We start from the raw sequence: 25,718 nt of genomic DNA, 5'->3' as shown, positions 1-25,718 counted from the left end.
CGCGTCACAGACTCGCGGTGCGATCGAAAAAGTGCCGTGAATAGGTCGGATTCAGCGCGTCCACATCGAGCAGCATGAGGACGTCCGCGACGCCGAAATCGGGATCGCGGCAGGGCTCTCCGCAAACCTTTGCGCCGAGTCTCACGTAAGTGCGCAGCAAGGTCGGCAGGGGCGCATCCAGGACATCGTCGGGCACCTGTGCGGTGCGCAGCGGCACGTGCGGGATCACGCGCAACTCGGGCGAGACCATGGCGTTTCGCCGCAAGCGGTTCATGATGGCCGCGGCCTGGATGTCGTCTTCGCCGAGCGGCATGCTGGCGCAGCCGAACAGATAATCGAAGCCGTGGAGCTGGATGAACCCGGCCAGCCCGGACCAGAGCACGGCGATCGCCGTGCCTTGTCGAAACTCCGCCGAGATGCAGGTCCGACCGACCTCGAGGAGGCGCCCCTTAAGCCGGGGGATCGCCCCCAGGTCGAATTCGCTCTCGGAATAGAACCGACCGATGCGCGCGGCGTTGCGGTCGGTCAAGATCCGCGTGCAGCCGACGACCTCGCCGGTGCGCGTGTCGCGCACCAAGAGATGCTGGCAGTACGCATCGAGCTCGTCCACGTCCAGTCCGCTCGGGCCCGTCTTCAGCTTCGCGCCCAACTCCTCCCCGAAGACCCGATATCTAAGGGCTTGTGCCTCGCGGATCTCCGACTCGGAGGTGGCGAGCTCGACAAAAAGGCGTTCGCCGCGCTTGGCGGTCAACGCAGACGCAGTCGCAACCATTGCATGCCCTCGGAAAAAGAACCTTTGCGTGGAGGGCCATCATAGATACGGAGTATTGCGGGCGTATGTGGGCTGCGTGACGCCGCTGTGAACGTCGATGTGAACGCCGCCCTGAAGGGCGCCATGAAGGGAGCCAGGTAGGGAATAGGCGGCGTTGGACCCCGGGGTTCAGCGCCTCAGCGAGATGACGGGCCACCCGCGCGACCGGGCTGTCGCGCGCAGCTGGGGATCGGGGTCGACCGCGACCGGCCGGTCGACGCGTTCCAGGAGGGGAAGGTCGTTGTGCGAGTCGCTGTAGAAGCTGCTCCCGCCGAGATCCTCTCGATGCGCGCGCAGCCAGGTCTGCAGACGCTCGACCTTGCCCTCGCGGAACGCCGGTTGGCCGGCCGGCTCGCCGGTGAAACGTCCGTTCTCCTCCGCCGGCAGCGTCGCGATCAGATGCGCGATTCCGAAGCGCTGCGCGATCGGGGCCGTGACGAAGGCGTTGGTCGCGGTAATGATCATGAGGGTGTCGCCGGCCGCGCGGTGCGACTCGACGAGGTCTTTGGCGGCCGGGAGCATGATGGGCGCGATCAGCTCGGCGACAAAGCGCTCGCGCAGCGCCTCGAGATGCGCGCGTGGGTGATCGCGCAGCGGCCGCAGGGAGAACCTCAAGAATTCCCCGATATCCAGGGTCCCGTCCTTGTATTCGCGATAGAAGCGCTCGTTCTCGTGCTCGTAATGATCTGCATCGACGATCCCCTCGGCGGCGAGGAAGCGACCCCAGAGATAATCGGAGTCGCCTGCCAAGAGGGTGTTGTCCAGATCGAAGATCGCCAGCGCCATGTCCTCAGTCCTTCGGTTGATGTCTCGCGGTACGGTGCGCATTGGCGTCCTGCTCGGGCGCCGACTTGTGGTCTCGCTTTGCCGGATAGTCGCGGAATCAAGCCGGGGTTTCAACCTGGGTCCGGCGGTTGAACGGCCCCTGCAGAGCAGGGGCGGGCGACTTCGCCCGGTGCCCCGCGAGGGTGTTCCAGGCAGTTTCGGGGCATGCGAAAGCCATTGAATGGCAATCGCTTATACAGGTGTCTGCTTGCCGGTCATGCGCCGGATGTGGAAGAATGAGGCAACACGGCCTCACGGACTCGGTTCCTTGATCGATCACGACGGTTTCAGACCCAACGTCGGCATTATCCTGAGCAATCGGGACCGTCGTCTATTTTGGGGTCGTCGCGTCGGCCAGAATGCCTGGCAGTTTCCGCAGGGCGGGATTCATTCCGACGAGACGCCCGAGCAGGCCATGTATCGCGAGCTCGAGGAGGAGGTCGGACTTCAGTCCAGGCAGGTCACCATCCTTGGCTGCACTCGCGGTTGGCTTAGATATCACCTCCCCAAACGCTACATCCGTCGGCATTGCGGTCCGACCTGCATCGGTCAGAAGCAGGTCTGGTTCATGTTGCGGGTGGATTGCGGCGAGGACGCCTTCTGTCTGGACAAGACCGACAAGCCCGAGTTCGATGCCTGGCGCTGGGTCCGCTACTGGCAGCCGCTGCATGAAGTGGTCTACTTCAAGCGCCGTGTCTACATGCAGGCGCTCGAGGAGCTCGCCCCGAGCCTCTACCCCGAGGGCCCGCCCGCCCGCGAGGACAATCAGTCCCGGGTGGTCGGCTTGATGCACCAGCGCGGACGATGACAGGTCTCGCCGCGGAGCACCTCGAGCGAGGGTCGGTCGGGCTCGACAGCGGCGCGTCGGTCGCCGGATCCTCGGCAGCTGCGGGCCAACGCTCGCCGATGCTCGAATCGCTGCGCCGCATCGTGCAGGAGGTCAACAACGCACCCGACCTCGAGCGCGCCCTCACCATCATCGTTCAGCGGGTCAAACACGCCGTCGGGGCCGACGTCTGCTCGGTCTATCTGAACGATTTCGACAACCGTCGGCATGTCCTGCATGCCACCGACGGGCTGCGTGCCAAGGCGGTCGGTCGGGTGCGCCTGGAGATGGGGCGAGGGCTGATCGGGCTGGTCAGCGAGCGTGCCGAGCCGATCAACCTGGACGACGCGGTCAGCCATCCGCGCTACCAGCGCATCACGGATACCGGCGAAGAGCACTATCACGGGTTCCTCGGCGCGCCCATCATCCAGAATCGCAAGGTCCTGGGTGTGCTGGTCCTGCGACAACGCGAGAAACGCCATTTCGGCGACGACGAGGTGACCTTCGTCGTCACTCTGGCGTCCCAGCTCGCCGGCGCCATCACCTTCGCACGCACCAACGGCGAGCTGGCGCGTCTGCAGGACGACGGGATCCCGCAGCGCTTCCTGCCCGGCTTGCCGGCCTCGCCCGGCATCGGCATCGGGACCGCGGTGGTGGTCTACCCGCCGGCCGATCTCAACGCCGTTCCGGATCGGCGTGCGGAGAATGTGGACAACGAGGCCAAGGATTTTCTCGGTGCCGTGGAGCATGTCGCCGAGGATCTGGACCGCTTCGCGGTGCGGACCCAGGCCCATCTCAGCGCCGAGGACATGGCCTTGTTCGACGCCTGGCGTCTGATGCTCGAGAGCGACACCCTGATCGACGGGACCCTCTCGCGCATCCGCGCCGGCAATTGGGCGCCCGGGGCGCTGCGCGAGACCATCGCCGAGCACGCCAAGGTGTTCGACGACATGGACGATGCCTATCTGCGCGAGCGTGGCTCGGATGTGCGCGATCTCGGTCGCTGCATCCTGACCCATCTGCAGAAGCTGAACGCGGCGCCGATCAAGTACATGCCAAACACCATCCTGGTCGGCGACGAGATCAGCGCCATGCAGATCGCCGACGTCCCGCGCGAGATGTTGGCGGGGATCGTCTCGACCACCGGCTCGGGCTCCTCGCACGTGGGCATCCTGGCGCGCGGGATGGGCGTACCGGCGGCAATGGCCGTCGCGGACCTGCCGGTCGGGCGTGTCGAAGGACGCGAGCTGGTGGTGGATGGCTACCGCGGGCGGGTCTACGTCGCCCCCGGCCCCACCGTTCGCGCCGAGTATCAGCGTCTCGCCGAAGACGACGCGGCCCTCACGAGCGAGCTGCAGGCGTTGCGTTATCTCCCGGCCGAAACCACCGACGGCTATCTGGTGCCCCTGTATCTGAATACGGGTCTGGTCTCCGAGGCGCGTCCGCTCGGCATCGAGGAATCCGCGGGTGTCGGACTCTACCGCACCGAGCTGCCCTTCATCGTGCGCGATACCTTTCCGGGCGAGGCCGCGCAGATGTCGAACTATCGGCGGGTACTGGAACTGTTTGCCCCGCGCCCCGTGACGATCCGGACCCTGGATATCGGCGGGGATAAGCCGTTGCCCTATTTTCCGATGCACGAGGCCAACCCTTTTTTGGGCTGGCGCGGCATCCGGATCACGCTCGATCAGCCCGAGATCTTCTTGACCCAGGTTCGCGCCATCCTGCGCGCGGCCATCGGGCTGGATAATCTGCAGATCCTCTTGCCCATGATCAGCACGGTCGGGGAGGTCGACGAGGCACTGCTGCTGATCCATCGCGCCCACGAGGAGCTGCTCGAAGAGGGCTATCAGGTCAAACTGCCGCCGATCGGCGTGATGATCGAGGTCCCGGCCGCCGTCTACCAGTGCGAAGCGCTCGCACGACGGGTCGATTTCCTCTCCGTCGGGACCAACGACCTCACCCAGTATCTCCTCGCGGTCGATCGCAACAACGCCCACGTCGCGAAACTCTACGACGAGTTTCATCCGGCGGTCTTGCGCGCGCTGCTGCAGATCCTCGCCGGCGCCCGCGTGCATGGCCGCGAGGTAAGCGTCTGCGGGGAGATGGCCGGGGATCCGCTCGCGACCTTCCTCCTGCTCGGGATGGGCGTGCATAGCCTGAGTATGGGAGCGGGAAGCCTGCTGCGTGTGAAGCGCGTCATCCGCAGCATCAGTCGGGCACGGGCCCGCGAGGTGCTCAAGGTGGCCCTGCAATGCGAGGATGCGGCGTCGGTGCGACGCCTGCTTCTGGATGCGCTCGAGGCGGTCGGCCTCGGGGGTTTGGTGCGTCCGGGTAAGTAGCCGGTACCGGTAGACTTGGTGTCGGTTCAGCGATCTGTTGCAGTGCGCTCGGCGCTTTGCGGAAAGCCTTTACCGGGATTGAGGATCCCGGCCGGATCGAATTGGCGCTTGATGTCGCGCATGAGTGCGAGCACGGGCGCCTCGATCTCGCGGTCGACGAAGTCACGCTTGGCGATCCCGATGCCGTGCTCGCCCGAGAGCGTGCCGCCGAGCCGCAGCACGAGCGAGAACATCGCATCCAGACATTGCTGTGCGCTCTCGACGGCGGCGGGGTCGTCCGGGTCGATCAAGAGATTCACATGGATGTTGCCGTTGCCCGCATGACCGAAGTTCACGATCTGCACGCCGCTCTCTCGGGAGAGCCGCTCGAGGCCCTCGATGAGATCGCCCATGCGCGAGACCGGAACGACCACATCCTCGTTGATCTTTTTCGGCGCGATATGGCGCAAGGCCGGTGAGAGCGCCTTGCGGGTCTTCCAGAGCGCGGCGACCTCCGCGGCCGACTCGGCGCGCCTCAGCTCGATCAGGCCGGCATGGCGGGCGGCTGCGGCGACCGCAGTGACGGACTGATCGATACAGGCGGCGGGTCCGTCGACCTCGATCATCAACAGCGCGCCGACGCCCTCGGGTAGGTCGAGCCCGGCATGGCGCCGGACGGTGCGGATCGCCGCGGCGTCCATGATCTCCAGGGCGCAGGGGATCACGGGCTGCGCCATGATTGCCGAGACGGCAGCTGCCGCCGCGTGGATGTTCGCATAGGCCGCACGCAGCGTGCGCTTGGCCTCGGGCAGGGGCGTGAGCTTCAGCGTGGCTTCGGTAATCAGGGCGAGGGTGCCCTCCGAGCCGATGATAAGCCGGGTGAGGTCGTAGCCGACCACGCCTTTGGTCGTGAGAACACCGGTGCGCAGTCGCTCGCCGCGACCGCTGATCGCGGTGAGTCCGAGCGTATTGTCGCGCGGCGTCCCGTACTTGACCGCCCGCGGCCCCGCCGAGTTGTAGGCGAGATTCCCGCCGACGGTGCAGCTCGCCGCACTGGTGGGATCCGGCGGCCAGAAGAACCCGAAGGCGCCGACGGCCTGCTGGAGCTGCTCGTTGAGCACCCCGGGCTGCACGACGGCGAGGCGATCCTCCGGTGCGATGCGCAGAATGGCGTCCATGCGCTCGAAGGAGAGCACGATGCCGCCCTGGTCCGGAACCGTCGCCCCGGTGGTGCCGGTCCCGCGCCCCCGCGCGACGAGCGGAACGCCCGCGTCGCGGCAAAGCACGACCAGCCCCATGATCTGCGCCTCGTCGGCGGCGAACACGACCCCACGAGGCAGTGCGTGGAGTCTGCTGTTGTCGTATCCATAGGGCCAGCAATCGGCCGGATCCGTGAGCAGGCGCCCGACCCCGGCGATCCGTGCGAGACTTTGCAGGAACCCCGGCGACAGCTCAGGTGTTGGTGTCGTCGACATACTCGAAGAGCTTCACCACACGTTTGACGCCCGGGACGTAACTGGCCCTTTCCGCCGCGGCATCCGCTTCCGCCGGGCTGACCAGACCCATCAGGAAGACCACGCCGTCGTTCGTGACCACCTTGACCCGGGTCGGGTCGAATCCGGGCAGCCGCACGCCGATCAAATCCGTCTTGACGCGGCCGGTGATGAAGGTGTCTTCGGCCTGACGCCTGATGTCGAGTCGCGGGCCGACCCTGACCTCGTCGACGACCCGTTGCACCTTGCCGATGCGGCTCACCAGCGCTGCGGCCTCCTGTCCCACCTCGGCCGTGTCGGCATTGCCGGTGAGCAGAAGGGTGCGGTTGTAGCTGGTCGCCGAGATCTGCGAGCGGTCCCTGACATCGGCGTTGCGCAGCAAGGCGGTCATCGCCTCCAGCTCGATCTGCTGATCGTCGAGGATCACGTTCGCCGGGCGTCGGTCGTGGATCGTCGCAGCGGTACCGACGGCGGCTGCGCCGAAAATCATCGGCGCGCAGCCGGACAGGAGCGTCGCACCGAGCAGCAACAGGGCCGCTGCGGTGCGCCGTTGTCGCCTGATCGAGCGCACGACCGCGCCGATCTGATCGAGCGGCGTCCGCATGAGGCGACTGAAGGGGGATTTAGGATTCAACGGCAAAGGCATTTTTGATCCACTCGATTCGGTCTGCGCCACTGACCGCGACCACATCGAATCGACAGGGTAACAGGGTCGGGTGAGCTTGAAGATAATGGCTCGCGGCAGCCGTCAAACGCTGTTGTTTGCGTCGGTCGACCGTCTCGGCCGGGGATCCGAAGCGGTCCGAGCGTCGGTAACGAACCTCGACGAAGACCAGGGTCGGACCGTCACGCATCACCAGGTCGATCTCGCCGAAGCGGCAGCGGTGATTGCGTGCAACGGGTTGCAGATGTCGGCGTTTCAGATAGTCCTCGGCGAGCCGCTCCTTGGCGTCGCCGACACCCCGGGTTCCGGCTGCCTTGCCGGTCGTCCCCGAGGACGGGCGACGGGTGTCGCCGCTCAAAGGGTCTCCGAGGCCGGCGTGTCGGATCGTTCCCCCGCCTCGAGCACGCCCGTCTCGCCGAAGCGTCCGAGCGCGAGCTGGCGCTGGATGCGGCCCAGCGAGTCAACAGAGAGGCCGCCGGTTTGCCCCGGATAAAAGGCCCCCGGACTTTTCGCCAGCGCGGGCAGTCGCGGGGCGATTCGGTAGGCGTCGATCCCCATCGCGTACAGGCGGGCCAGCGGATTGGCGACCTCGAACGAGGATCCGCTCAAGCGCCGCCGCGACAGAGCACCCTCTGCGCGACTGTTCAGCATCCATGGGATATCGACGAAATACAGACCTGCCAGCACCCGGTCGCGGGCCGGATCGAAGACGCCGGAGTAGACGTGCGAGGTGGACATCACCGTCACCGACGATCGGCTCAGCCGGATCTGCGGATACAGCTTGTGCGCGAGCTCGTTGGTTGCGACCAGGAAGAGGACATCCGCCTGCGAGTCGCCGAGCAGGGTGGCCACCGTCTTCTCGAAGCTCCGCGCCGTCGGGTTGTAGACGGCTTCAGCCTCCAGTGTTCCACCGAGTCGGCGCCACTGGTTGCGGAATGCACTGGCCAGACGAGCCCCCCACGGTCCTTCCGGATACAACACGGCGGCGCGCTTCAGACCCATCGCGGCGGCCTTGTTGGCGACCTCCGCCGCCTCGTTCTCGGGCGAGAGCGAGAACTGAAAGAGATTCGCCGCGGGCTGGCTGTCGCGGGTCGTCTGATTCAGGGCCAGCGTCGGCACCGCGAGTGCGGGGCCGGCCGCGAGGCTGTCCACGGATTCCTTCGCGAGCGGGCCGATCACATAGTCTGCGCCGGCCTCCACGGCCTTCGCGTGAAGGGCGCGTGCGCGCTCCGTTTGGCTGCTGTCGATGAAATCAAGCGTCGGTCGGTTGCCGCTGCTGTCGGCTCGGCCGGCGGCCTCGATGCCCTCCTTCACCGATGTGGCGGCGCCCGCGAAGCGTCCCCCGCGCGGGAGCATGACCGACACGCTGTCGCCCGAGGCGTATCCCCCGGACAGGAACTTGACATACGCCTCGGCCAACCTCGGATGGGCGGGATGGCCGAGTCGTCTGGAGTGCTCCTGGCGATAGCGGGTCAGGAATGTCGCAGGATCCGCGCCTGCATCGTGCGCCAGGAGTGCGATCTCAGCCCAGCCTTTCGGGGTTCCGCTTCCGCCGCGTGCGAGTGTGCGCAGTTCTTCGCTGCTCAGTGCGCTCAAGGTCGTGATCAGCGAGACCTGATTGAGTAGACGTGCATCCTCGTTGTCGAGCAACCGATCGAGCGCGCTCAGCGACTCGGCCGATGCGACGGGGTCGTTGGCGAGACGCTGGGCGGCGGCGAGTGTGCCGAGCCGTTGAATCTTCAAATCCTTCGGCAAGGTTTGGACTTGCATAGACTCAAGCCGCGAGATCGCATCCTTGGGGCGTCCGTCCAGGAGTGCGAGATCCGCCTCGATCAGCAGGAGCTGCTCGCGCTGCCCGATGGTGAGCGCCGGGCGCGAGACCTCGCCGATGGTCTGCTGTGCCTGCCGGGTGTCGCCTGCGGACAGATAGGCGCGCGCCGCCTTCAACTGGAGTTGCTCGCGTGCGGGCGGCGTTGCTCCCTTGGCGATGTCCAGATAGGCCTTGGCTGCCGCATCCGCCTGACCTTGGGCGGCGAGCGCATCGGCTTGCCTCAGCGGCTCCCCTGCCACCGGCGCCAGCAGGCGCGCCTCGTCCCGGACCGGATCGATCGCACATCCGGCCAGTGAAACGGCAGCGAGTAGAGCGATGACTGTGATCGAGGTGGACAAGGGACGGCGGTCAACGCGATTCTTGGGCATGATCCGTTCCGGTTCGAGACATTGGGAGGCAGGGTGCAGCAGTCAACAGGGATACTATACGTGGTCGCCACGCCGATCGGCAATCTCGGAGACATGACCGATCGGGCACGTAAGGTGTTGAGCGAGGTCGATTTGATCGCGGCGGAGGATACCCGCCAGACGCTTCGGTTGCTGACCCATTTCGGCATCTCGTCCAAGCTCGTGGCCTATCACGACCACAACGAGGCCAGTGTTGCGCCTCGGCTCCTGGCCGAGATCGAGACCGGCCGGAGCGTCGCACTCGTCTCCGATGCGGGTACGCCGCTGATCAGCGATCCCGGGTTCAGCCTCGTGGCCGCGGCGCGCGAGCGGGGGCTGACCGTTGTCCCGGTGCCGGGCGCCAATGCCGCCATCTGCGCCCTCTCGGCGGCGGGTTTGCCGAGCGACCGCTTCTTGTTCGTCGGATTTCCCCCGCGCACCCGATCGCAGCGCCTTGCCTGGCTCGGCGAGCTCACCGACGAGCGGGGCACACTGATCCTCTACGAGAGCGGCAAGCGGATCCTCGCCACCCTGCGCGATCTCGGCGAAGCCTTGGGCGAGACACGGCGCCTGGTGCTGGCGCGCGAGCTGACCAAACACTTCGAGACCTTCCTCGCCGGCACCGCGTCCGAGTTGGCGCAGCGCCTCGAGGCCGACGCCGAGCAGCGCCTCGGCGAGCTGGTCGTCCTGGTCGAGGGAAACGCCGATACAACCGATCCGGATCGGGCGGAGGCGGAGCGGGTTCTGCGCATCCTCGCCGAGACCCTGCCGCTGGCGCAAGCCGTGGCGATCGCGGCGCGCCTGACCGGCGTCAAGAAGAATGCGCTCTACCGGCTCGGCCTCGAGCTGGATTTGGGTCAAGGCGCCGAGGGTATCGCCGCGCCGGACAACGAGGGGTGAGCCGTGACGGCGCGAAACGCGTTCACGATCGACCGAGACCGGAAGCCCCGATTGGCGCTATACTTGCTTTCTGGGAGTCGGCCGGACAGCCGCGCTCGCCGTTCGCGGCGAGGGAGGAAAGTCCGGGCTCCGTAGGGCAGGGTGCCAGGTAACGCCTGGGGGGCGCAAGTCCACGGAAAGTGCCACAGAAAAGATACCGCCGATCCCGTCTTCGTGACGGGAGGTAAGGGTGAAATGGTGCGGTAAGAGCGCACCGCGCTGGTGGCAACAGCAGCGGCAGGGTAAACCCCACCCGGAGCAAGACCAAATAGGGGGGCATGCAGCCCTGTGCTGCAGCGCGCGGCCCGCGCGTGCTCCCGGGTAGGTCGCTCGAGGCGTACGGTGACGTACGTCCCAGATGAATGGCTGTCCTCGACAGAACCCGGCTTATAGGCCGGCTCCCAGATCCTTCCCGCGACCCTACCGCGGATCCGACCGACGGAAGTCGGACTGCCGCGTCGCCGTCGTTCGAGACTCTCCTGTAAACCTCTTCAGCTTTACCCTTTAGCTGCATGAAAACAAATGCATTCCGCGAGGTTATGTTGCGCTTGGAGCACCGCATCTAAGTTGCTGTCTGTCAAGAATTAAAGGCGCGCATTACCTTGACGATCCCCTTGGGCGGCTCTAAGATGAGGCTCAAGTGGGGGAAAGTGGGGAATTGGGGAAGGAGTCGCCTGGCGCAAGTCACCACGGGGGTCGGCCGTGTTTCGGGGGGTCTTCATCGTCAATCTCGACGTCAAAGGGCGTCTTGCGGTTCCTGCAAAATACCGCGAGCGGCTGCAGTCGTCGTGCAACTCCCAACTCGTCGTCACCGTCGATCGCGACCGCTGCCTCCTGCTGTACCCGGAGCCCGAGTGGGAGCTGATCGAGGCAAAGCTCGCCGCGCTTCCCGCGTTCGACAACACGGCCCGTGCAATCCAGCGTCTCTATATCGGCAACGCACAGGAGGTCGAGATGGACGCTCAGGGTCGCATCCTGCTGCCGCAGTACCTGCGTGATTTCGCCTCGCTGGACAAGCGTGTCGCCTTCGTCGGTCAGGGCTCGAAGTTCGAGCTTTGGGACGAGCCTGCGTGGAATGCGCGCAACGAAGCGGCGCTCGGCGATGCAGGTATCGGAGAGTTGGCGACGGCAGCCGGGCTCGGTTCCTTGACGCTTTGAGTGTGCCTTTGATTGAGCAACAACATCTGCCGGTTCTGCTGGAGGAGAGCGTGCATGCCTTGGTCGTGGATCCGAACGGCATCTATGTCGACGGCACCTTCGGGCGCGGCGGGCACAGTCGTGCCGTTCTGGAGCGCCTCGGCGAGACCGGTCGACTGATCGCGATCGATCGTGATCCCGAGGCGGTTTCCGCGGGGCGCGAGCTTGCGAGCACCGATCGGCGCTTCACGATGGTGTCCGGGCGCTTCGGCTCGATCGCCGAGCTGCTCGCGCACATCGGCGTCCAGGGCAACCTCTGCGGCCTGCTGTTGGATTTCGGGGTGTCCTCGCCTCAGCTCGATACGGCGGAGCGCGGTTTCAGTTTTTCCTCCGAAGGTCCGCTGGATCTGAGAATGGACCCCACGCGCGGCGAATCGGCGGCGCAATGGCTGTCCCGTGCGTCCGAGGCCGAGATCGTCAAGGTCCTGTTCGACTTCGGCGAGGAGCGTTTCGCCAAACGGATCGCGCGCAATGTCGTCGCGCAGCGCAGCGAGAGCCCCTTGACGACAACAACCCAGCTCGCCGCCTTGGTCGCGCGGTCGGTGCCGACGCGCGAGCCCGGCAAGCACCCGGCAACACGGACCTTCCAGGCCCTGCGCATCCGGATCAACGACGAGCTCGATGAGATTCAGGATTGCCTGCGCCAATCCTGCGACCTCTTGGCTCACTCCGGACGGCTCGTCGTCATCAGTTTTCACTCCCTGGAGGACCGTATCGTGAAGCGTTTCATGCGCACGGAGGCGCGCGGTCCCGTCCTGCCGAAGGGCCTGCCGGTGACCGCGGAGGAATCGCTCGGGCGTTTGCGCATCCTCGGCAAGCCGGTGCGTCCTTCGCCCGCCGAGGTCGCGTCCAATCCACGTGCACGCAGCGCCATCATGCGTGTCGCGGAGCGTCTCGCATGAGCGCCCGCCCGCTTTGGATTTTGGTCGGATTGGCCTTGGCCGTGACCCTCTCGGCGATCGCCGTGGTGTACACCAAGTATCAGACGCGAATCCATTTCGGCCACTTGCAGGAGCTGCGTGCCCAGCGCGACGCCGTCGATGTGGAGTGGAATCGGCTGCGTCTCGAGGAGGCTGCCCTCTCGACGCACGTTCGGGTCGAGCGCAAGGCCAGGGATCAGCTGGGCATGTTCAATCCAAGGTTCGAGGATGTCTTGATGATCGAGGAGGTCGGCCGTGTCTACCCGTAATCGCCGTCCCCGACGTCCGGAGCCGCGGCGCGCCCGGCCGAATCTCGCGCTGCGTCGCCGCCTGTTGGTCGGTGTCCTGTCGAGCGCCTTCGTCGTCCTCTCGGCGGCGGTCTTCTATCGTCAAGTCGTCGAGACCGACTATCTGCGCAGCGAAGGCGAGCGCCGTTATCTGCGCGTGGGCGAGATTGCCGCGCGTCGCGGCATGATCACCGACCGCAACGGCGAGCCGCTGGCGGTGAGCACGCCGGTGGAAACGGTCTGGGGCGAGCCGCGCAAGCTGGTCGAGCGACGCGATGCGATCCCGCCGTTGGCCGTGGCGTTGGGGCTCGAGCCGAAGGCGCTGCAGGAACGGCTCGACGCCACCTCCGAACGCGGGTTTCTCTATCTCAAGCGGCGCGTCAGCTTCGAAGAAGCGCGCGCGGTGCGACAGGTCATCGCCGATCACAATCTCGGCGGTGTGGACTTCGAGACCGAGTACCGTCGCTTCTATCCGGGTGTCGAGGTCTTCGGGCACGTCCTCGGGTTTACCGACATCGACGACAAGGGCCAGGAAGGTATCGAGCTCGCGTACGACTCCTGGCTGAAATCCGAGCCGGGTCTGCGTCGCGTCATTCGCGACGGTCGCCAGCAGATCGTGCAGGAGATCGAGCAGGTCCGTGCGCCGCGCCAGGGCGCGGATCTCGCGCTCAGCATCGACCGACGCCTTCAGTTCCTCGCCTACCGCGAGCTCAAGGCCGCCGTTGCCGAGCACAAGGCGGTCGGCGGGACGCTGGTGGCCTTGGATGTCGAGACCGGCGAGATCCTCGCGATGGTCAACCAGCCGGGCTACAACCCGAACGCCCAGCGCGGCGGCAGCAGCGAGCGTCGCCGCAATCGTGCCGTGACCGACGTCATGGAGCCGGGCTCGACGATCAAGCCGTTTGTCGTGGCCGCCGCACTGGAGCGTGGTTTGATCAAGCCGACGACGACGATCGCGACGCGGGGCGGGTCGATGGCGGTCGGGCGCAACACCGTGAAGGACGTGCGCAATTACGGCAACCTCGATACGACCGGCGTCATCACCAAATCGAGCAACGTCGGCGTCGTGAAGATCGCGCAGATGATGAGCTACGGTGATCTTTGGGGTCTTTACGACCAGCTCGGCTTCGGCCAGGCGACCGCTGTCGGCGTGCCGGGCGAGAGCCGGGGCGTGCTGCGACATCATTCGACGTGGCGCGTCTTCGAGCATGCCACCCAGGCCTTCGGATACGGGTTGTCGGTGACCGCACTGCAGCTGGCGCAATCCTACGGCGTGTTGGCTGCCGACGGCATCAAGCGCCCGGTCTCCCTGTTGAGGCAGGATCCCGCGTCGCCTGCGCGTGCGGGCGAGGAGACGCGCGTCCTCAGCGCCGAAACGGCACGCAAGGTGCGGGCGATGATGGAGACGGTGGTCTCCGATCAAGGCACCGCGAGACGTGCCGCCATCACCGGCTATCGGGTTGCCGGAAAGACCGGAACGGCCAAAAAATCCGCAGGGCGTGCCGGCTATGGCGGCGGGCTCTACCAGGCGGTGTTCGCCGGTTTTGCTCCGGCGGGTTCGCCGCGCCTGGTGATCGCCGTGATGATCGACGAGCCCAAGGGCAAGGCCTACTACGGCGGATTGGTCGCCGCGCCCGTCTTCCAGAAGGTTATGGAAGGCGCCCTGCGTCTGTTCAATGTCCCGCCGGACGATCCGCAGCCCTCGATGCTTCTGGCGCGACGCGAGGTCAAGCCATGATGGCGGACCGCGTCCTCGGTTCGCCGAACGCATGCTCGGAGACCTTCGCTGTTGTCGGGGCGCGCGGCAAGACCAGCGTTGCCCACGCGCTCGCTCAGGTGTTGGCCGTCGAGTTGCCTTGCGGCGTCATCGCCACGGTCGGCTATGGATTTCCCGGCGACCTCAAAACGACAGGCGACCGCGACGTGCGCAGCCTCGAGGCGACGCTCGAGGGACTCTGCTCCCGCGGTGCGCGTGCCGTCGCCATCGAGGTCTCCTTCGACGCGCTCGTGCGCGCCCGAGCGGAGGACGTTCACTTCAGTCATGCGCTTTTCACCGGGCTCGACGGCGTCGATCTCGGCGAAACGTGTGCCCCGTCCGAGTCGCCGGCCATCGTCGAGGCTGTTTTGCGCCTCTTCAGGTCTCCGGGTCTGAAGTGGGCGGTCCTGAATCTGAGCGATCCGTTTTCGAAGACGATCCTGAGCGTTCTGCCCGTCGGGGTCGGGGTTGCGGGGTTCGTTGCGGATCCGACCGCGGAGCCGCCCGATGATGACCTTCTCGCGGCATGCGACATCTGCATCCGTGCCCGATCGATCGCGCCGATGCCGAGGGGGCTGCGTCTGCGCGTCGCCTGCGAGACGCGCGATGCCTGTTCCGAGGCGGATCTCGCCGTCGGCCTGATCGGCGCCTTCAATGCGGCCAATCTTCTCGCCGTCATGGCCGTGCTGCTTGCGCGCGGCCTTCCGCTCGAGCGCGCTGCACGGGAGTCGAGCCGCATCCAGGGCGTGCCCGGGCGCATGGAATGCTTCGGCGACGCGCGCACGCCGCTGATCGTGGTCGACGAGGCCCGGACGCCGGCCGCACTTGAAACGGCGCTCGTGAATCTGCGGAAACACCGCCCGCGACGCATCTTCACGGTGTTCGGCTGCGCCGGCGAGCGTGATCCCGCCATTCGCCCCGTCATGGGTGCCATTGCCGAGCGTCTGAGCGACGAGGTAATCCTCGCCGACGACAACCCGCGCGGGGAGTGCGGCGAGACGATCGTCGCGGATATCCTCGCCGGCGTCGTCGATCCGAGCCGTGTGCGGGTAAGACGCCGACGCGCCCTCGCGATCCGTACCGCGATCGCGCTGGCCGGCATCGGCGATGCCGTGCTCGTGGCCGGCAAAGGCCACGAGACGATCCAGGAGATGGGCGAGCTCAAGGTGCGTTTCAGCGACCGCGCCCAAGTGGTCGAGGCCCTGCGGGAATGGCAGGAGGGTCGTCGGTGATGTGGTCTCTCTCCGAAGCCGTTGCTCGCGCCGGTGGCCGTCTCGCCGGTGCCCGTCGCGAAGGCGAAGATCGCCGCTTCGACTCGGTCGGCACCGACAGCCGTGCCGATTGCAGCGGCCAGCTCTTCGTCGCCCTACGCGGCGAGCGCTTTGACGGGCATGACCATGTCGCCGCCGCGCGCGCGGCGGGTGCCGTCGCGGCGATGGTCGACCATCCGCTTCCGGTGGATCTGCCGCAGTGGATCGTCGAGGACACCCGCTCCGGGCTCGGGGCCCTCGCCGCGGCTTGGCGCGATGTCTTCCCCGGTCGGGTCGTCGCCATCACGGGGAGCAACGGCAAGACCACGGTGAAGGAGATGGTTGCGGCCATCCTCGATCAGGTCGGCAGCGTCCGCGCGACCCGCGGCAATCTGAACAACGATATCGGGATGCCCTTGACCCTTTTAGGCGCCCGTGACGAGACCTTTCTCGTCCTGGAAATGGGCGCCAACCACCACGGCGAGATCGGTTATATGACCGACATCGCCCGTCCCGATGTCGCACTCATCACCAATGCCGGACGCGCTCACCTGGAGGGCTTCGGCAGCGTCGACGGCGTTGCCGGCGCTAAAGGCGAGATCGCCCGGGGTCTGCCGAGCGAGGGGGTTTTCGTGTTCGCCGGCGATTCCCCGTACGCGGGTCTCTGGCGCGAGCTGGCCGCGGGTCGTCGCACCCTGACGTTCGGACTGGAGGGCGATACAGACCTCCGGGCGGATCGCTCGGCGATCCGGGTCGAGTGGACCGAGGCGGGTTTCAGCACTCATGTCGTCGCGCATCACGAGGGCAAGGCGATCCCGATTGCCCTGCGTCTGGCCGGCGAGCACAACGCCCGCAACGCCTTGGCCGCCGCTGCGACGGCGTTGGCGCTCGGGATCGAGCCGGCCGCGATCCAGGCGGGTCTTGCGACGCTGATGCCCGTGAAGGGGCGTCTCTGCCCCCGTCGGTGTGGCGAGATCGGCGTCATCGACGATACCTACAACGCCAACCCGGACTCGATCGCCGCAGCGATTCAGGTCCTTGCGGGCCTGTCGGGTCGGCGCTGGCTGGTCTTGGGCGACCTTGCCGAGCTGGGCTCGGAGGCCGAGGCCCTGCACCGCGAGGTCGGCGAGAGCGCGCGCGAGGCCGGCATCGATCGTCTGTTCAGCGTGGGTATCCTGAGCACGTCGGCGACGTCCGCCTTCGGCGAGGGCGCCCGCCACTTTACCGACCAGATGGATCTCGTGCGTGCGCTTCGGACCGAGATGTCCGCAGGCGACCGTATTCTGGTCAAGGGTTCGCGCTCCGCTCGGATGGAGCAGATCGTCGAGGCGCTGTGCGCCGTAGGAGAGAGTTAGGTGTTGCTTTACCTTGTCGAATGGCTGTCGCAGTTTCAGACCGGATTCAATGTCTTCCGGTATCTGACCCTGCGCGCCATCATGGGCGTGCTCACGGCGCTTGCGATCGCTCTGCTCGTCGGTCGGCCGATGATCACTCGTCTGCGCGCCTACAAGGTCGGTCAGATGGTGCGCGACGACGGCCCGCAGAGTCATCTGTCCAAGGCCGGCACGCCGACCATGGGCGGTGCGCTCATCCTCGTGGCGGTCGCGGTCAGCACGCTGTTGTGGGCCGATCTGGACAACCGCTATGTCTGGATCGTGCTCCTGACCACGCTTGCGTTCGGCCTGGTCGGCCTGGTGGACGACTACAAGAAGCTGGTGCTGCGCAACCCGCGCGGATTGGCGGCGCGCTGGAAGTATCTCTGGCAGACGGTCGCGGGCTTTTCCGCGGCGATCGCGCTCTATGTGACGGCAGGCTCGCCGGCGGAGACCGAGCTGCTGATTCCGTACCTGAAGGACGTCTCGATCCAACTCGGGCCCTGGTTCATCTTGATGACCTATTTCGTGATCGTCGGGGCCAGCAACGCGGTGAATCTCACGGATGGTCTGGACGGTCTCGCCGTCATGCCGACGGTCTTGGTGGCCGGCGCATTGGCGGTCTTCGTCTATGCCGCGAGCCATGGACCGATCTCGAGCTATCTCCTGATCCCGCACATCCCGGAGGTCGGCGAGCTGGTTGTCTTCTGCGGCGCACTGGTCGGCGCGGGTTTGGGTTTTCTCTGGTTCAACGCCTATCCGGCACAGGTCTTCATGGGGGACGTGGGTGCCTTGGCTCTGGGTGCCGCGCTCGGTGTCGTGGCCGTGGCAGCGCGCCAGGAGCTGGTCCTTTTCATCATGGGCGGCGTCTTCGTCGTCGAGACCATCTCGGTGATGATGCAGGTGATGTCCTTCAAGCTTACCGGCAAGCGCATCTTCCGCATGGCGCCGATCCACCATCATTTCGAGCTTAAGGGCTGGCCCGAGCCGCGTGTCATCGTGCGCTTCTGGATCGTGACGGTGGTTCTGGTGCTGGTCGGATTGGCGAGCTTGAAGATCCGGTAGGCGCAGCGTCAACCTTGGGTTCGTGTAGGCTTTGATTCGACGGGGGGGGAATGAAAGCGATCGAAACGGACAATCGCGGCACGGGTCCGCGCATGTCTTGCGAGCAGGTGCGATGAGTCTGCTGTCGGATACCGCGAAGACCCTGGTGGTCGGGCTCGGCAAGACAGGGCTCTCCTGTGCCCGTTATTTGCGCTCGCAAGGCATCGCGACGGCCGTGACCGACTCGCGCGAGAATCCGCCCGGCTTGCAGCAATTGCGTGACGAGATGCCGGAGGTCGCGGTCTTCGTCGGCGGCTTCGCGCCCGAAGCCTTCGCAGCCGCCGCGCGTCTGGTCGTCAGTCCGGGTGTTCCCGTCTCCGAGCCTTTGGTGCAGGCTGCGATGGCGCGCGGTGTCGAGGTCGTCGGCGACGTCGAGCTCTTCGCGCGTGCCGCGCAGGCCCCGATCTGCGCCATCACCGGATCGAACGGCAAGAGTACGGTCACGACCCTGGTCGGGCAGATGGCAGCGGCCGCAGGGCAGCGCGTGTCCGTCGGCGGGAATCTGGGCGAGCCCGCATTGGAGCTGCTCGAGGCATCGACCGAGCGCTATGTCCTGGAGCTTTCGAGCTTCCAGTTGGAGACGACCTTTAGTCTGCACGCCGATGTGGCGGTCGTGCTCAATCTCTCGGCCGACCACATGGACCGCTACCCCGATCTGGACGCCTATGCGCAGACCAAGGGACGCATCTACCGGGGGGCGCGGGTCGCCGTCGTGAATCGGGATGATCCGATCGTCGTGGCCATGCCGCGGGATGCCGCACTCGAGATCGGATTCACCCTCGGCGAGCCGACGGGCAGCGACTTCGGGCTGTGCCTCCACGACGGGGCGCGTTGGCTCTGCCGAGGAACGCAGCCCCTGATGCCGGCCTCCGAGGTCCGCATTGCGGGTCTGCACAACCTGGCGAACGCCCTTGCAGCCTTGGCGCTCGCCGGCGGATGCGGCCTGCCGATGGAGCCGGCCTGCGCTGTTCTGCGGCGCTTCTCGGGCCTGCCGCACCGCAGCGAGCTGGTTGCCGAACGCGACGGCGTGCGCTGGTACGACGACTCCAAGGGGACGAACCCGGGGGCGACCGTGGCGGCTCTCGACGGGTTGATTCCTCCGGGAAGCACCGGTCGTGCCGTCCTGATCGCCGGCGGCGAGGGCAAGGGTGCCGACTTCTCACCTCTGCGCTCGGCGGTCAAGCGTACGACGCGCGCAGTGGTCCTGATCGGACGGGATGCCGGGCTGATTGCGCAGGCGTTGGACGGCGAGGTCCCGCTGTCGGAGGCCGCGAGCATGCAGGATGCGGTCGCTCGGGCGGCGGCGATCGCCCGGCCCGGCGATACGGTCCTCCTCTCGCCGGCCTGCGCCAGTTTCGATATGTTCGACAGTTACGAGCATCGCGGGCGGGTCTTCGCCGAGGCGGTGCGGGGGCTCGGCGCATGACGGTCGCCGCCCGCCAGGTGCGTGGAAATCCAGCGCGCAGCGCACAACGCAGGCGCGAGCGTTCGGTCGCCCCGGTGGACTACCCCTTGCTCGTTTGCGCGCTGGGGTTGGTGGCGTTCGGCTTTGTGATGGTGGCCTCGGCATCGATGTCGATCGCGGCCAACTGCTGCGACGATCCCTTCTATTACGTGACGCGCCATGGCTTTGCGCTGGGCCTCGCCTTGACCGCGGCTGTCCTGGCCTACAGCGTGCCCGTCGAGTGGTGGGAGCGCGGCGGGGTTTGGCTGTTCCTGCTCGGTCTCCTGTCGCTCGTCTTGGTGCTGGTGCCGGGCGTGGGCCGCGAGGTCAACGGCGCGACGCGTTGGATCCCGCTCGGGCCGCTGAATCTTCAGCCCTCCGAGCTGGTGAAGCTGTTTGCCGTCATCTATGTCTCCGGATATCTGGTGCGCCATGCCGACGACGTGGTCAACCGGATCTCGGGATTTATCCGGCCCATGGTTTTGATCGGAATCGCCGGTGCATTGATCCTCCAGCAGCCCGACTTCGGGACCACGGCGGTCATTCTGGCGACCGTCATGGGGATGCTGTTTTTGGGCGGTGTCAGCCTCATGCCCTTCGTGGTCTTGTTCCTGGTCGTCGCCGCCGGGCTCTTGGTGCTGGTCGTCATCTCGCCCTATCGATTACGGCGCGTGACCTCCTTTCTCGATCCCTTTCAGGACCCGTTCAACACCGGCTATCAGTTGAGCCAGGCCTTGATCGCTTTCGGGCGGGGTGAATGGCTCGGCGTGGGGCTGGGCAACGGGATCCAGAAGCAGTTCTTTCTTCCGGAGGCCCATACCGACTTTATTGCATCGGTCATCGGCGAGGAGCTCGGGCTGGTCGGGATGCTGGTGCTGATCGCGGCCTTCGCGTTCCTGACGTGGCGGGCCTTCTCGATCGGGGCGCGCGCGGAGGCCGTCGGCGAACGGTTCTCCGCCTATGTCGCCCAGGGGGTCGGTCTCGGTCTCGGTCTGCAGGCCTTCGTGAATATCGGTGTGAATGTCGGAATGTTGCCGACCAAGGGCTTGACGCTGCCCTTCTTGAGCTACGGGAGCAACAGCCTGATCGCTGCCTGTATGTCGATCGCGATTCTGTTGCGGATCGACGCGATGGTGCGTCGCATCGAGGCCGAGAAGGGGCCTACTCGGGGGGCGGCCATGGGTACGCGCGTAGCCGTCATGGCCGGTGGCACCGGCGGGCATGTCTTTCCTGCGCTTGCGGTCGCCGAGCGTCTGCGCGAGCAGGGTGTGAGCGTCTTCTGGATCGGCACGCGTCGCGGGATGGAGTCGCGTCTGGTGCCCGAGCACGGCTTTGAGATGGAGTGGATCCGCATCGAGGGCCTGCGCGGCAAGGGGGTCGCTCAGATCCTTGGTGCCCCCTTCAAGATCGCGGTTGCACTCCGGCAGGCCGCACGAATCCTGCGTCGGCGTCGCCCGTCGGTGGTCTTGGGGATGGGTGGATTCGCCTCCGGACCCGGCGGCTTGGCCGCTCGCGTGCTGGGGTTTCCGCTGGTGATCCACGAGCAGAACTTCGTGCCGGGGATGACCAATCAGTGGCTGGCGCGGATCGCCACGCGGGTGTTCGAGGCCTTTCCCGGGAGCTTCCCGGGTGCGCGTGGTGCGCACGCGTGCGGAAATCCGGTGCGCCGCGCGATCCTCGATCTGCCGCCGCCGCGCGAACGTCTGGCGCGGCGGCGTACGCAAGGGACCGCCGAGCCGGCTCGACTGCTGATTCTGGGCGGCTCGCTCGGGGCTCAGGTCCTCAACGAGATGGTCCCCGCCGCGCTGGCGGCGCTGCCGGCGGAGCTGCGTCCGCGCGTGCGCCATCAGGCCGGCGAGCGCACGCTCGAGACCGCGCAGGAGGCCTATCGTGCGGTCGGCGTCGAGGCGGAGGTTGCGCCTTTTATCGACGACATGGCCGAAGCCTACGGTTGGGCCGATCTGGTCGTCTGCCGGGCCGGCGCGCTCACGGTCTCGGAGCTGGCCGCAGCCGGTGTCGCCGCGGTCTTGGTGCCGTATCCGTTCGCGGTCGACGACCATCAAGTCGGCAACGCCCGCTATCTGTCCGATGTCGGCGCGGCGCGACTCGTGATTCAACGCGATCTGACCGTTGCCGGTTTGACTGCGCTGCTGATTGAACTGCTGGGCGATCGCGAGACCCTATCGACGATGGCCGATGCGGCGCGCGCGCGCGCCCAGCCGGATGCCGCCGGACGGATCGCGTCTGCTTGCTTGGAGGTTGCCGGTCGATGAGCGCACATCTTCAACATACCGCTGCCCGGATGGGTCGGGTGCGCCGACTCCACTTCGTGGGGATCGGTGGCTCCGGGATGAGCGGCATTGCCGAGCTGATGGCCAATCTGGGCTACGAGGTCGCGGGGTCGGATCTGCGCGAGAGCGATGCGACGCGTCGTCTCCAGGGGTTGGGTGTCGAGATCTTCATCGGACACCGGGCCGAGCAGGTCGCGGATGCCGACGCCGTCGTGGTGTCGAGCGCGATCGACGAGACCAATCCCGAGATCCAGAGCGCGCGCGCCGGACGTATCCCGATCGTGCGTCGTGCCGAGATGCTCGCCGAGCTGATGCGCTTCTACTACGGCGTCGCGGTGGCCGGCACGCACGGTAAGACGACAACCACCAGTCTGGTGGCCAGCATTCTGGCCGAGGGCGGGCTCGATCCGACCTTCGTGATCGGCGGTCGGCTCAACAGCGCAGGCGCCAATGCCAAGCTGGGGACCACCAAGTATCTGGTCGCCGAGGCCGACGAGAGCGATGCCTCCTTCCTCTATCTGCAGCCCATGATCTCGATCGTCACCAACATCGATGCCGATCATATGCACACCTACGGCAACGATTTCAATCGGTTGCGCAGCACCTTCATGGAGTTTTTGCACCATCTGCCCTTTTACGGCCTCGCGGTGCTCTGTATCGACGACGACGAGATTCGTGCCCTGGTCGAGTCGATGCCGCGCCCGGTGCGCACCTACGGCACGCGCCCGGAGGCCGACGTGCGCGCGGTCGAGATCCGGCAGGACGGCATGCGCACCCGTTTTCGCGTCGAGGCGCGTGACCTCGATTCCCCGTTGGAGATCGATCTCAACCTGCCCGGTCGACACAACGTGCTGAACGCGCTGGCCGCCATCAGCGTCGCGCTCGAGCTGGGTGTGGAGGACGATGCGATCGTGCGCGCCCTGTCCCGTTTCGAAGGGGTTGGACGTCGCTTCATGATCAGCGAGCTGACCGACCTGCGCGGTCGCCGATGGCTCTTGGTCGACGACTACGGGCACCACCCGCGCGAGATCGCGGCTACCTTGGCGGCGGCACGCGCCGGATGGCCCGGACGCCGGCTGGTCTTGGTCTTCCAACCCCATCGGTTTACGCGGACCCAGGAGCAGTTCGAGGATTTCGTGGCGGTGCTCTCCAGCCCGGACGCACTCGTCCTGTGCGAGGTCTACCCGGCCGGCGAGGCACCGATCCCGGGTGCCGACGGGCGTGCATTGAGCCGTGCGATCCGTACGCGCGGCGAGCTGGATCCGGTGTTCGCGCAGTCGATCGACGAGGTTCCGGGTCTTTTGGACAACCTGGTGCTCGACGGCGACATGGTGCTGATGATGGGGGCCGGCGACATCGGCGGCCTGGCGGCGCGTCTGCCGAGCCTGATGGTCGGGTCGGGGGCATGATGGGCGAGCTGCGCGAGCGCGAGCCACTCTCCCGCCACACCAGCTGGCGGGTCGGCGGGCCTGCGCGCCGCTTCTATCGGCCGACGGATGCGGCTGATCTGGCCGCCTTCCTGGCGCGACTCGACCCGCAGGAGCCGCTCTTGTGGCTCGGGCTCGGGAGCAATCTGCTGGTGGACGACGCCGGTTTCCCCGGCACCGTGATCCAGACCCAAGCCTGCCTGACGCGGTTGGAACAACGGGGTGCGAGCGGGATCCATGCCGAGGCGGGTGTCTCCTGTGCCAAGGTGGCGCGCTTCGCGTCGCGGCACGACCTGGTCGGGTGCGAGTTTCTCGCCGGTATCCCCGGCACCATGGGGGGCGCGCTGGCCATGAACGCGGGTGCCTGGGGCGGCGAGACCTGGGCGCATGTGGTCTCGGTGCGGACCATCGATCGCGTCGGTCGGATTCGCGAGCGGGTGCCCGGCGATTTCGCGATCGGCTACCGCGAGGTCATCGGGGCGCCCGGTGAGTGGTTCCTGGACGCCGCGCTCGAGCTCGCCCCCGGCGACGGCAAAGCGGGGATGGCCCGGATTCGCGAGCTGCTCGACCGGCGTGCGCAGACACAGCCCGTGGGGCTCCCGAGCTGCGGATCGGTGTTCCGCAATCCGCCGGGCGATCACGCCGCGCGCTTGATCGAGGCGGAGGGGCTCAAGGGGTATCGGATCGGCGGTGCGCAGGTGTCCGAGAAGCACGCGAATTTCATCATCAACACGGGCGAGGCCAGTGCCGCGGACATCCGCGCGCTGATCGACCTGGTGCAGCGTCGGGTCGAGGACGCCACCGGCGTCAGATTGGTGCCCGAGGTCAAACGAATCGCCGGAGAGTATCCATGACACCAGAGAAGATCCAGGCGCGGGCTCGGTTCGGCAAGGTCGCGGTGCTCCTCGGCGGGCGCGCGGCGGAGCGCGAGATCTCGCTCAAGAGCGGCAGTGCCGTGCTGGCCGCCCTGCTGCGTCAAGGTATCGACGCCCATGCGTTGGATCCGGACGAGCGGGTTCTCGAACACCTGCGCACCGACGGCTTCGATCGCGCCTTCATCATCCTGCACGGACGCGGCGGCGAAGACGGTCAGATCCAAGGCGCCTTGGAGACCATCGGGATGCCCTACACGGGATCCGGTGTCCTGGGTTCGGCGCTCGGCATGGACAAGTATCGCTGCAAGCTGGCCTGGACGGGGTGCGGCCTGCCGACGGCCGCATCGGTGCTGCTGCGCACGGACGCCGATCTGGCGGCTGCCGAGGCACTCGGCTTCCCGCTCATGATCAAGCCCGTTCACGAGGGTTCGAGTATCGGGATGGCGCGCGTCGAGGACACGGCCGCACTCGCCGACGCCTGGCGCACGGCGCGCGGTTACGACGCACTGGTCCTCGCCGAGCGCTGGATCCAGGGCGCCGAATACACCTGCGCCGTGCTCGGGCAGGAGGCGCTCCCTTTGATCCGGCTCGAAACGCCGCACGCCTTTTACGACTTCGAGGCCAAGTATCGCGCCGACAGCACGCGTTATCACTGTCCCTGCGGTCTGCCCGAAGCGGAGGAGTCGCGCCTGCAGCGACTCGCGCTCGACGCCTTCGAGGCGACCGGTGCGAGTGGTTGGGGCCGTGTCGACCTGATGGTCGACGGCAGCGGAGAGCCGTTCCTGCTCGAGATCAACACGGTGCCGGGCATGACCGACCACAGCCTGGTGCCGATGGCCGCGCGGGTGGCGGGGCTGGACTTCGACACCCTGGTTTGGCGGATCCTGGAAACGAGTCTCGACCGTGGTTGACCCGGCACGGACAACCCCTCCGGTCGTGGAGGTGCGTGCGCGCCGCTCCGGGCGTTGGCTCGCGCTTGCCGGGTTCCTCTTGATTTCGGTCATGGCCGGCGGCGTTTGGCTGCTCGGCCATTGGGAGCCGCACGTGTTGCCCGTGCGCGTCATCGCCGTGGAGGGCGAGCTGCATCATCACTCCTCGCGGTTGTTGCAGGAGACCATCAGCGAGCGGCTGCGCGGCGGTCTCCTGACGGCGGATTTGCACGATCTAAAGCAGGCCGCCGAGGACCTGGCCTGGGTCGGTCGCGCCACGGTGCGTCGCATCTGGCCGGATCGGCTGCAGGTCGAGGTCGAGGAGCACCGCCCGATCGCGCGCTGGAATCGCGACGGTCTGGTGACCGCCGAGGGCATCGTTTTTCGGCCCGGGACGGGCACGGTCCCGGCGGGTCTGCCGCTGCTCGAAGGCGAGGATCGACGTGCTCCCGAGGTGGTCAAGCGCTATGCGCAGTGGCGCGATGATCTGATGTTGATCGGCCATCTCATTCAGACGCTCTCGGTTGATCCGCGCGGGGCCTGGCGGGTCGAGCTGGTCATGGGGGTCGAGCTGTATCTCGGCACGGAAGGCGTCGACCAACGGCTTGCGCGCTATATCGCCAGCGCGACGCAATTGGAGGCGGCCGGCCAGCCGCTGGTGGTGGACCTGCGCTACAGCAACGGTTTCGCCGTGAAATGGGCAGCGAACGCCGAGCCGCAGGCTCGTGCGACAACGGGTCGCCCGACGCGATCCGGCAAACGAGGATAA

The 25,718-nt window shown here is 66.7% G+C and carries 22 protein-coding genes, 1 other RNA gene and 1 pseudogene; 18 read left to right on the top strand and 6 right to left on the bottom strand.

The window, feature by feature from the left end; translation table 11 throughout:
• Nucleotides 1-4: 4 nt before the first annotated feature.
• Both KFB96_RS13795 and KFB96_RS13790 read right to left on the bottom strand, forming a co-directional pair.
• On the bottom strand, nt 5-772 hold the full coding sequence (locus tag KFB96_RS13795) for a GNAT family N-acyltransferase (protein WP_213457893.1): 768 nt from the start codon (nt 770-772) through the stop codon (nt 5-7).
• A gap of 168 nt (nt 773-940) precedes the next feature.
• Nucleotides 941-1,597: an HAD family phosphatase gene (locus KFB96_RS13790; RefSeq protein ID WP_213457894.1), complete on the bottom strand. Its 657-nt coding sequence runs from the start codon at nt 1,595-1,597 to the stop codon at nt 941-943.
• A 307-nt stretch (nt 1,598-1,904) separates the two neighbouring features.
• On the opposite strand from KFB96_RS13790, the gene KFB96_RS13785 reads away from it, so the two are divergent.
• Nucleotides 1,905-2,444, top strand: a complete 540-nt coding sequence (locus tag KFB96_RS13785) for an RNA pyrophosphohydrolase (RefSeq protein ID WP_211334972.1) — start codon at nt 1,905-1,907, stop codon at nt 2,442-2,444.
• A 98-nt stretch (nt 2,445-2,542) separates the two neighbouring features.
• On the top strand, nt 2,543-4,804 hold the full coding sequence (ptsP, locus tag KFB96_RS13780; RefSeq protein ID WP_213458237.1) for a phosphoenolpyruvate--protein phosphotransferase: 2,262 nt from the start codon (nt 2,543-2,545) through the stop codon (nt 4,802-4,804).
• A gap of 26 nt (nt 4,805-4,830) precedes the next feature.
• Here ptsP and KFB96_RS13775 read toward each other — a convergent pair whose 3' ends face one another.
• Genes KFB96_RS13775 through KFB96_RS13760 form a run of 4 tightly spaced genes read right to left on the bottom strand, consistent with a single transcriptional unit; the run spans nt 4,831 to nt 9,139 of the window.
• A complete protein-coding gene (locus KFB96_RS13775; RefSeq protein WP_213457895.1) occupies nt 4,831-6,258 on the bottom strand; it encodes an FAD-linked oxidase C-terminal domain-containing protein in 1,428 nt (475 codons plus the stop codon).
• On the bottom strand, nt 6,236-6,910 hold the full coding sequence (locus KFB96_RS13770; RefSeq protein ID WP_300970218.1) for a BON domain-containing protein: 675 nt from the start codon (nt 6,908-6,910) through the stop codon (nt 6,236-6,238). Before KFB96_RS13770 ends, KFB96_RS13775 begins: the two co-directional genes overlap by 23 nt.
• A complete protein-coding gene (locus KFB96_RS13765; protein ID WP_213457897.1) occupies nt 6,900-7,298 on the bottom strand; it encodes a YraN family protein in 399 nt (132 codons plus the stop codon). The genes KFB96_RS13770 and KFB96_RS13765 overlap by 11 nt, the downstream gene beginning before the upstream one ends.
• Nucleotides 7,295-9,139, bottom strand: coding sequence for a penicillin-binding protein activator (locus KFB96_RS13760; RefSeq protein WP_213457898.1), 1,845 nt, complete (start codon nt 9,137-9,139; stop codon nt 7,295-7,297). The genes KFB96_RS13765 and KFB96_RS13760 overlap by 4 nt, the downstream gene beginning before the upstream one ends.
• A gap of 33 nt (nt 9,140-9,172) precedes the next feature.
• Between KFB96_RS13760 and rsmI the strand changes: the two genes are divergently transcribed.
• The 16 genes and pseudogenes from rsmI (at nt 9,173) to KFB96_RS13680 (ending at nt 25,718) form a co-directional block, all read left to right on the top strand.
• Entirely contained in the window at nt 9,173-10,057 is an 885-nt protein-coding gene (gene rsmI / locus KFB96_RS13755; protein ID WP_213457899.1) for a 16S rRNA (cytidine(1402)-2'-O)-methyltransferase, read from the top strand.
• 73 nt (nt 10,058-10,130) lie between these two features.
• Nucleotides 10,131-10,502: RNase P RNA component class A (gene rnpB, locus KFB96_RS13750), an RNA gene on the top strand.
• A 296-nt stretch (nt 10,503-10,798) separates the two neighbouring features.
• A complete protein-coding gene (gene mraZ, locus KFB96_RS13745; RefSeq protein ID WP_213457900.1) occupies nt 10,799-11,254 on the top strand; it encodes a division/cell wall cluster transcriptional repressor MraZ in 456 nt (151 codons plus the stop codon).
• Between the two features lie 2 nt (nt 11,255-11,256).
• Nucleotides 11,257-12,195: a 16S rRNA (cytosine(1402)-N(4))-methyltransferase RsmH gene (gene rsmH / locus KFB96_RS13740; RefSeq protein WP_213457901.1), complete on the top strand. Its 939-nt coding sequence runs from the start codon at nt 11,257-11,259 to the stop codon at nt 12,193-12,195.
• On the top strand, nt 12,192-12,482 hold the full coding sequence (gene ftsL, locus KFB96_RS13735) for a cell division protein FtsL (protein ID WP_093033467.1): 291 nt from the start codon (nt 12,192-12,194) through the stop codon (nt 12,480-12,482). Before rsmH ends, ftsL begins: the two co-directional genes overlap by 4 nt.
• Nucleotides 12,469-14,238, top strand: a complete 1,770-nt coding sequence (locus KFB96_RS13730) for a penicillin-binding protein 2 (RefSeq protein ID WP_213457902.1) — start codon at nt 12,469-12,471, stop codon at nt 14,236-14,238. The genes ftsL and KFB96_RS13730 overlap by 14 nt, the downstream gene beginning before the upstream one ends.
• Nucleotides 14,235-15,488 (top strand): Mur ligase family protein, encoded by a 1,254-nt coding sequence (locus KFB96_RS13725; protein WP_213457903.1) that lies wholly within the window; start codon nt 14,235-14,237, stop codon nt 15,486-15,488. The genes KFB96_RS13730 and KFB96_RS13725 overlap by 4 nt, the downstream gene beginning before the upstream one ends.
• Nucleotides 15,488-16,861, top strand: a complete 1,374-nt coding sequence (gene murF / locus KFB96_RS13720; protein ID WP_213457904.1) for a UDP-N-acetylmuramoyl-tripeptide--D-alanyl-D-alanine ligase — start codon at nt 15,488-15,490, stop codon at nt 16,859-16,861. Before KFB96_RS13725 ends, murF begins: the two co-directional genes overlap by 1 nt.
• Nucleotides 16,862-17,944: a phospho-N-acetylmuramoyl-pentapeptide-transferase gene (gene mraY, locus KFB96_RS13715; RefSeq protein WP_213457905.1), complete on the top strand. Its 1,083-nt coding sequence runs from the start codon at nt 16,862-16,864 to the stop codon at nt 17,942-17,944.
• A 112-nt stretch (nt 17,945-18,056) separates the two neighbouring features.
• Nucleotides 18,057-19,409, top strand: a complete 1,353-nt coding sequence (gene murD, locus KFB96_RS13710; RefSeq protein ID WP_213457906.1) for a UDP-N-acetylmuramoyl-L-alanine--D-glutamate ligase — start codon at nt 18,057-18,059, stop codon at nt 19,407-19,409.
• A pseudogene (gene ftsW / locus KFB96_RS13705) lies at nt 19,406-20,621 on the top strand (putative lipid II flippase FtsW). The gene murD and the pseudogene ftsW overlap by 4 nt, the downstream one beginning before the upstream one ends.
• Nucleotides 20,606-21,700, top strand: coding sequence for an undecaprenyldiphospho-muramoylpentapeptide beta-N-acetylglucosaminyltransferase (murG, locus tag KFB96_RS13700; protein ID WP_213465065.1), 1,095 nt, complete (start codon nt 20,606-20,608; stop codon nt 21,698-21,700). The pseudogene ftsW and the gene murG overlap by 16 nt, the downstream one beginning before the upstream one ends.
• Nucleotides 21,697-23,127, top strand: a complete 1,431-nt coding sequence (murC, locus tag KFB96_RS13695; RefSeq protein ID WP_213457908.1) for a UDP-N-acetylmuramate--L-alanine ligase — start codon at nt 21,697-21,699, stop codon at nt 23,125-23,127. The genes murG and murC overlap by 4 nt, the downstream gene beginning before the upstream one ends.
• Entirely contained in the window at nt 23,124-23,999 is an 876-nt protein-coding gene (gene murB / locus KFB96_RS13690; RefSeq protein ID WP_213457909.1) for a UDP-N-acetylmuramate dehydrogenase, read from the top strand. The genes murC and murB overlap by 4 nt, the downstream gene beginning before the upstream one ends.
• On the top strand, nt 23,996-24,931 hold the full coding sequence (locus tag KFB96_RS13685) for a D-alanine--D-alanine ligase (RefSeq protein ID WP_213457910.1): 936 nt from the start codon (nt 23,996-23,998) through the stop codon (nt 24,929-24,931). The genes murB and KFB96_RS13685 overlap by 4 nt, the downstream gene beginning before the upstream one ends.
• Entirely contained in the window at nt 24,924-25,718 is a 795-nt protein-coding gene (locus KFB96_RS13680; RefSeq protein WP_213457911.1) for a cell division protein FtsQ/DivIB, read from the top strand. Before KFB96_RS13685 ends, KFB96_RS13680 begins: the two co-directional genes overlap by 8 nt.

The organism is Thiocapsa sp. (assembly GCF_018399035.1).
Classification (GTDB): domain Bacteria; phylum Pseudomonadota; class Gammaproteobacteria; order Chromatiales; family Chromatiaceae; genus Thiocapsa.
This window is presented reverse-complemented; position numbering and strand designations above follow the sequence as displayed.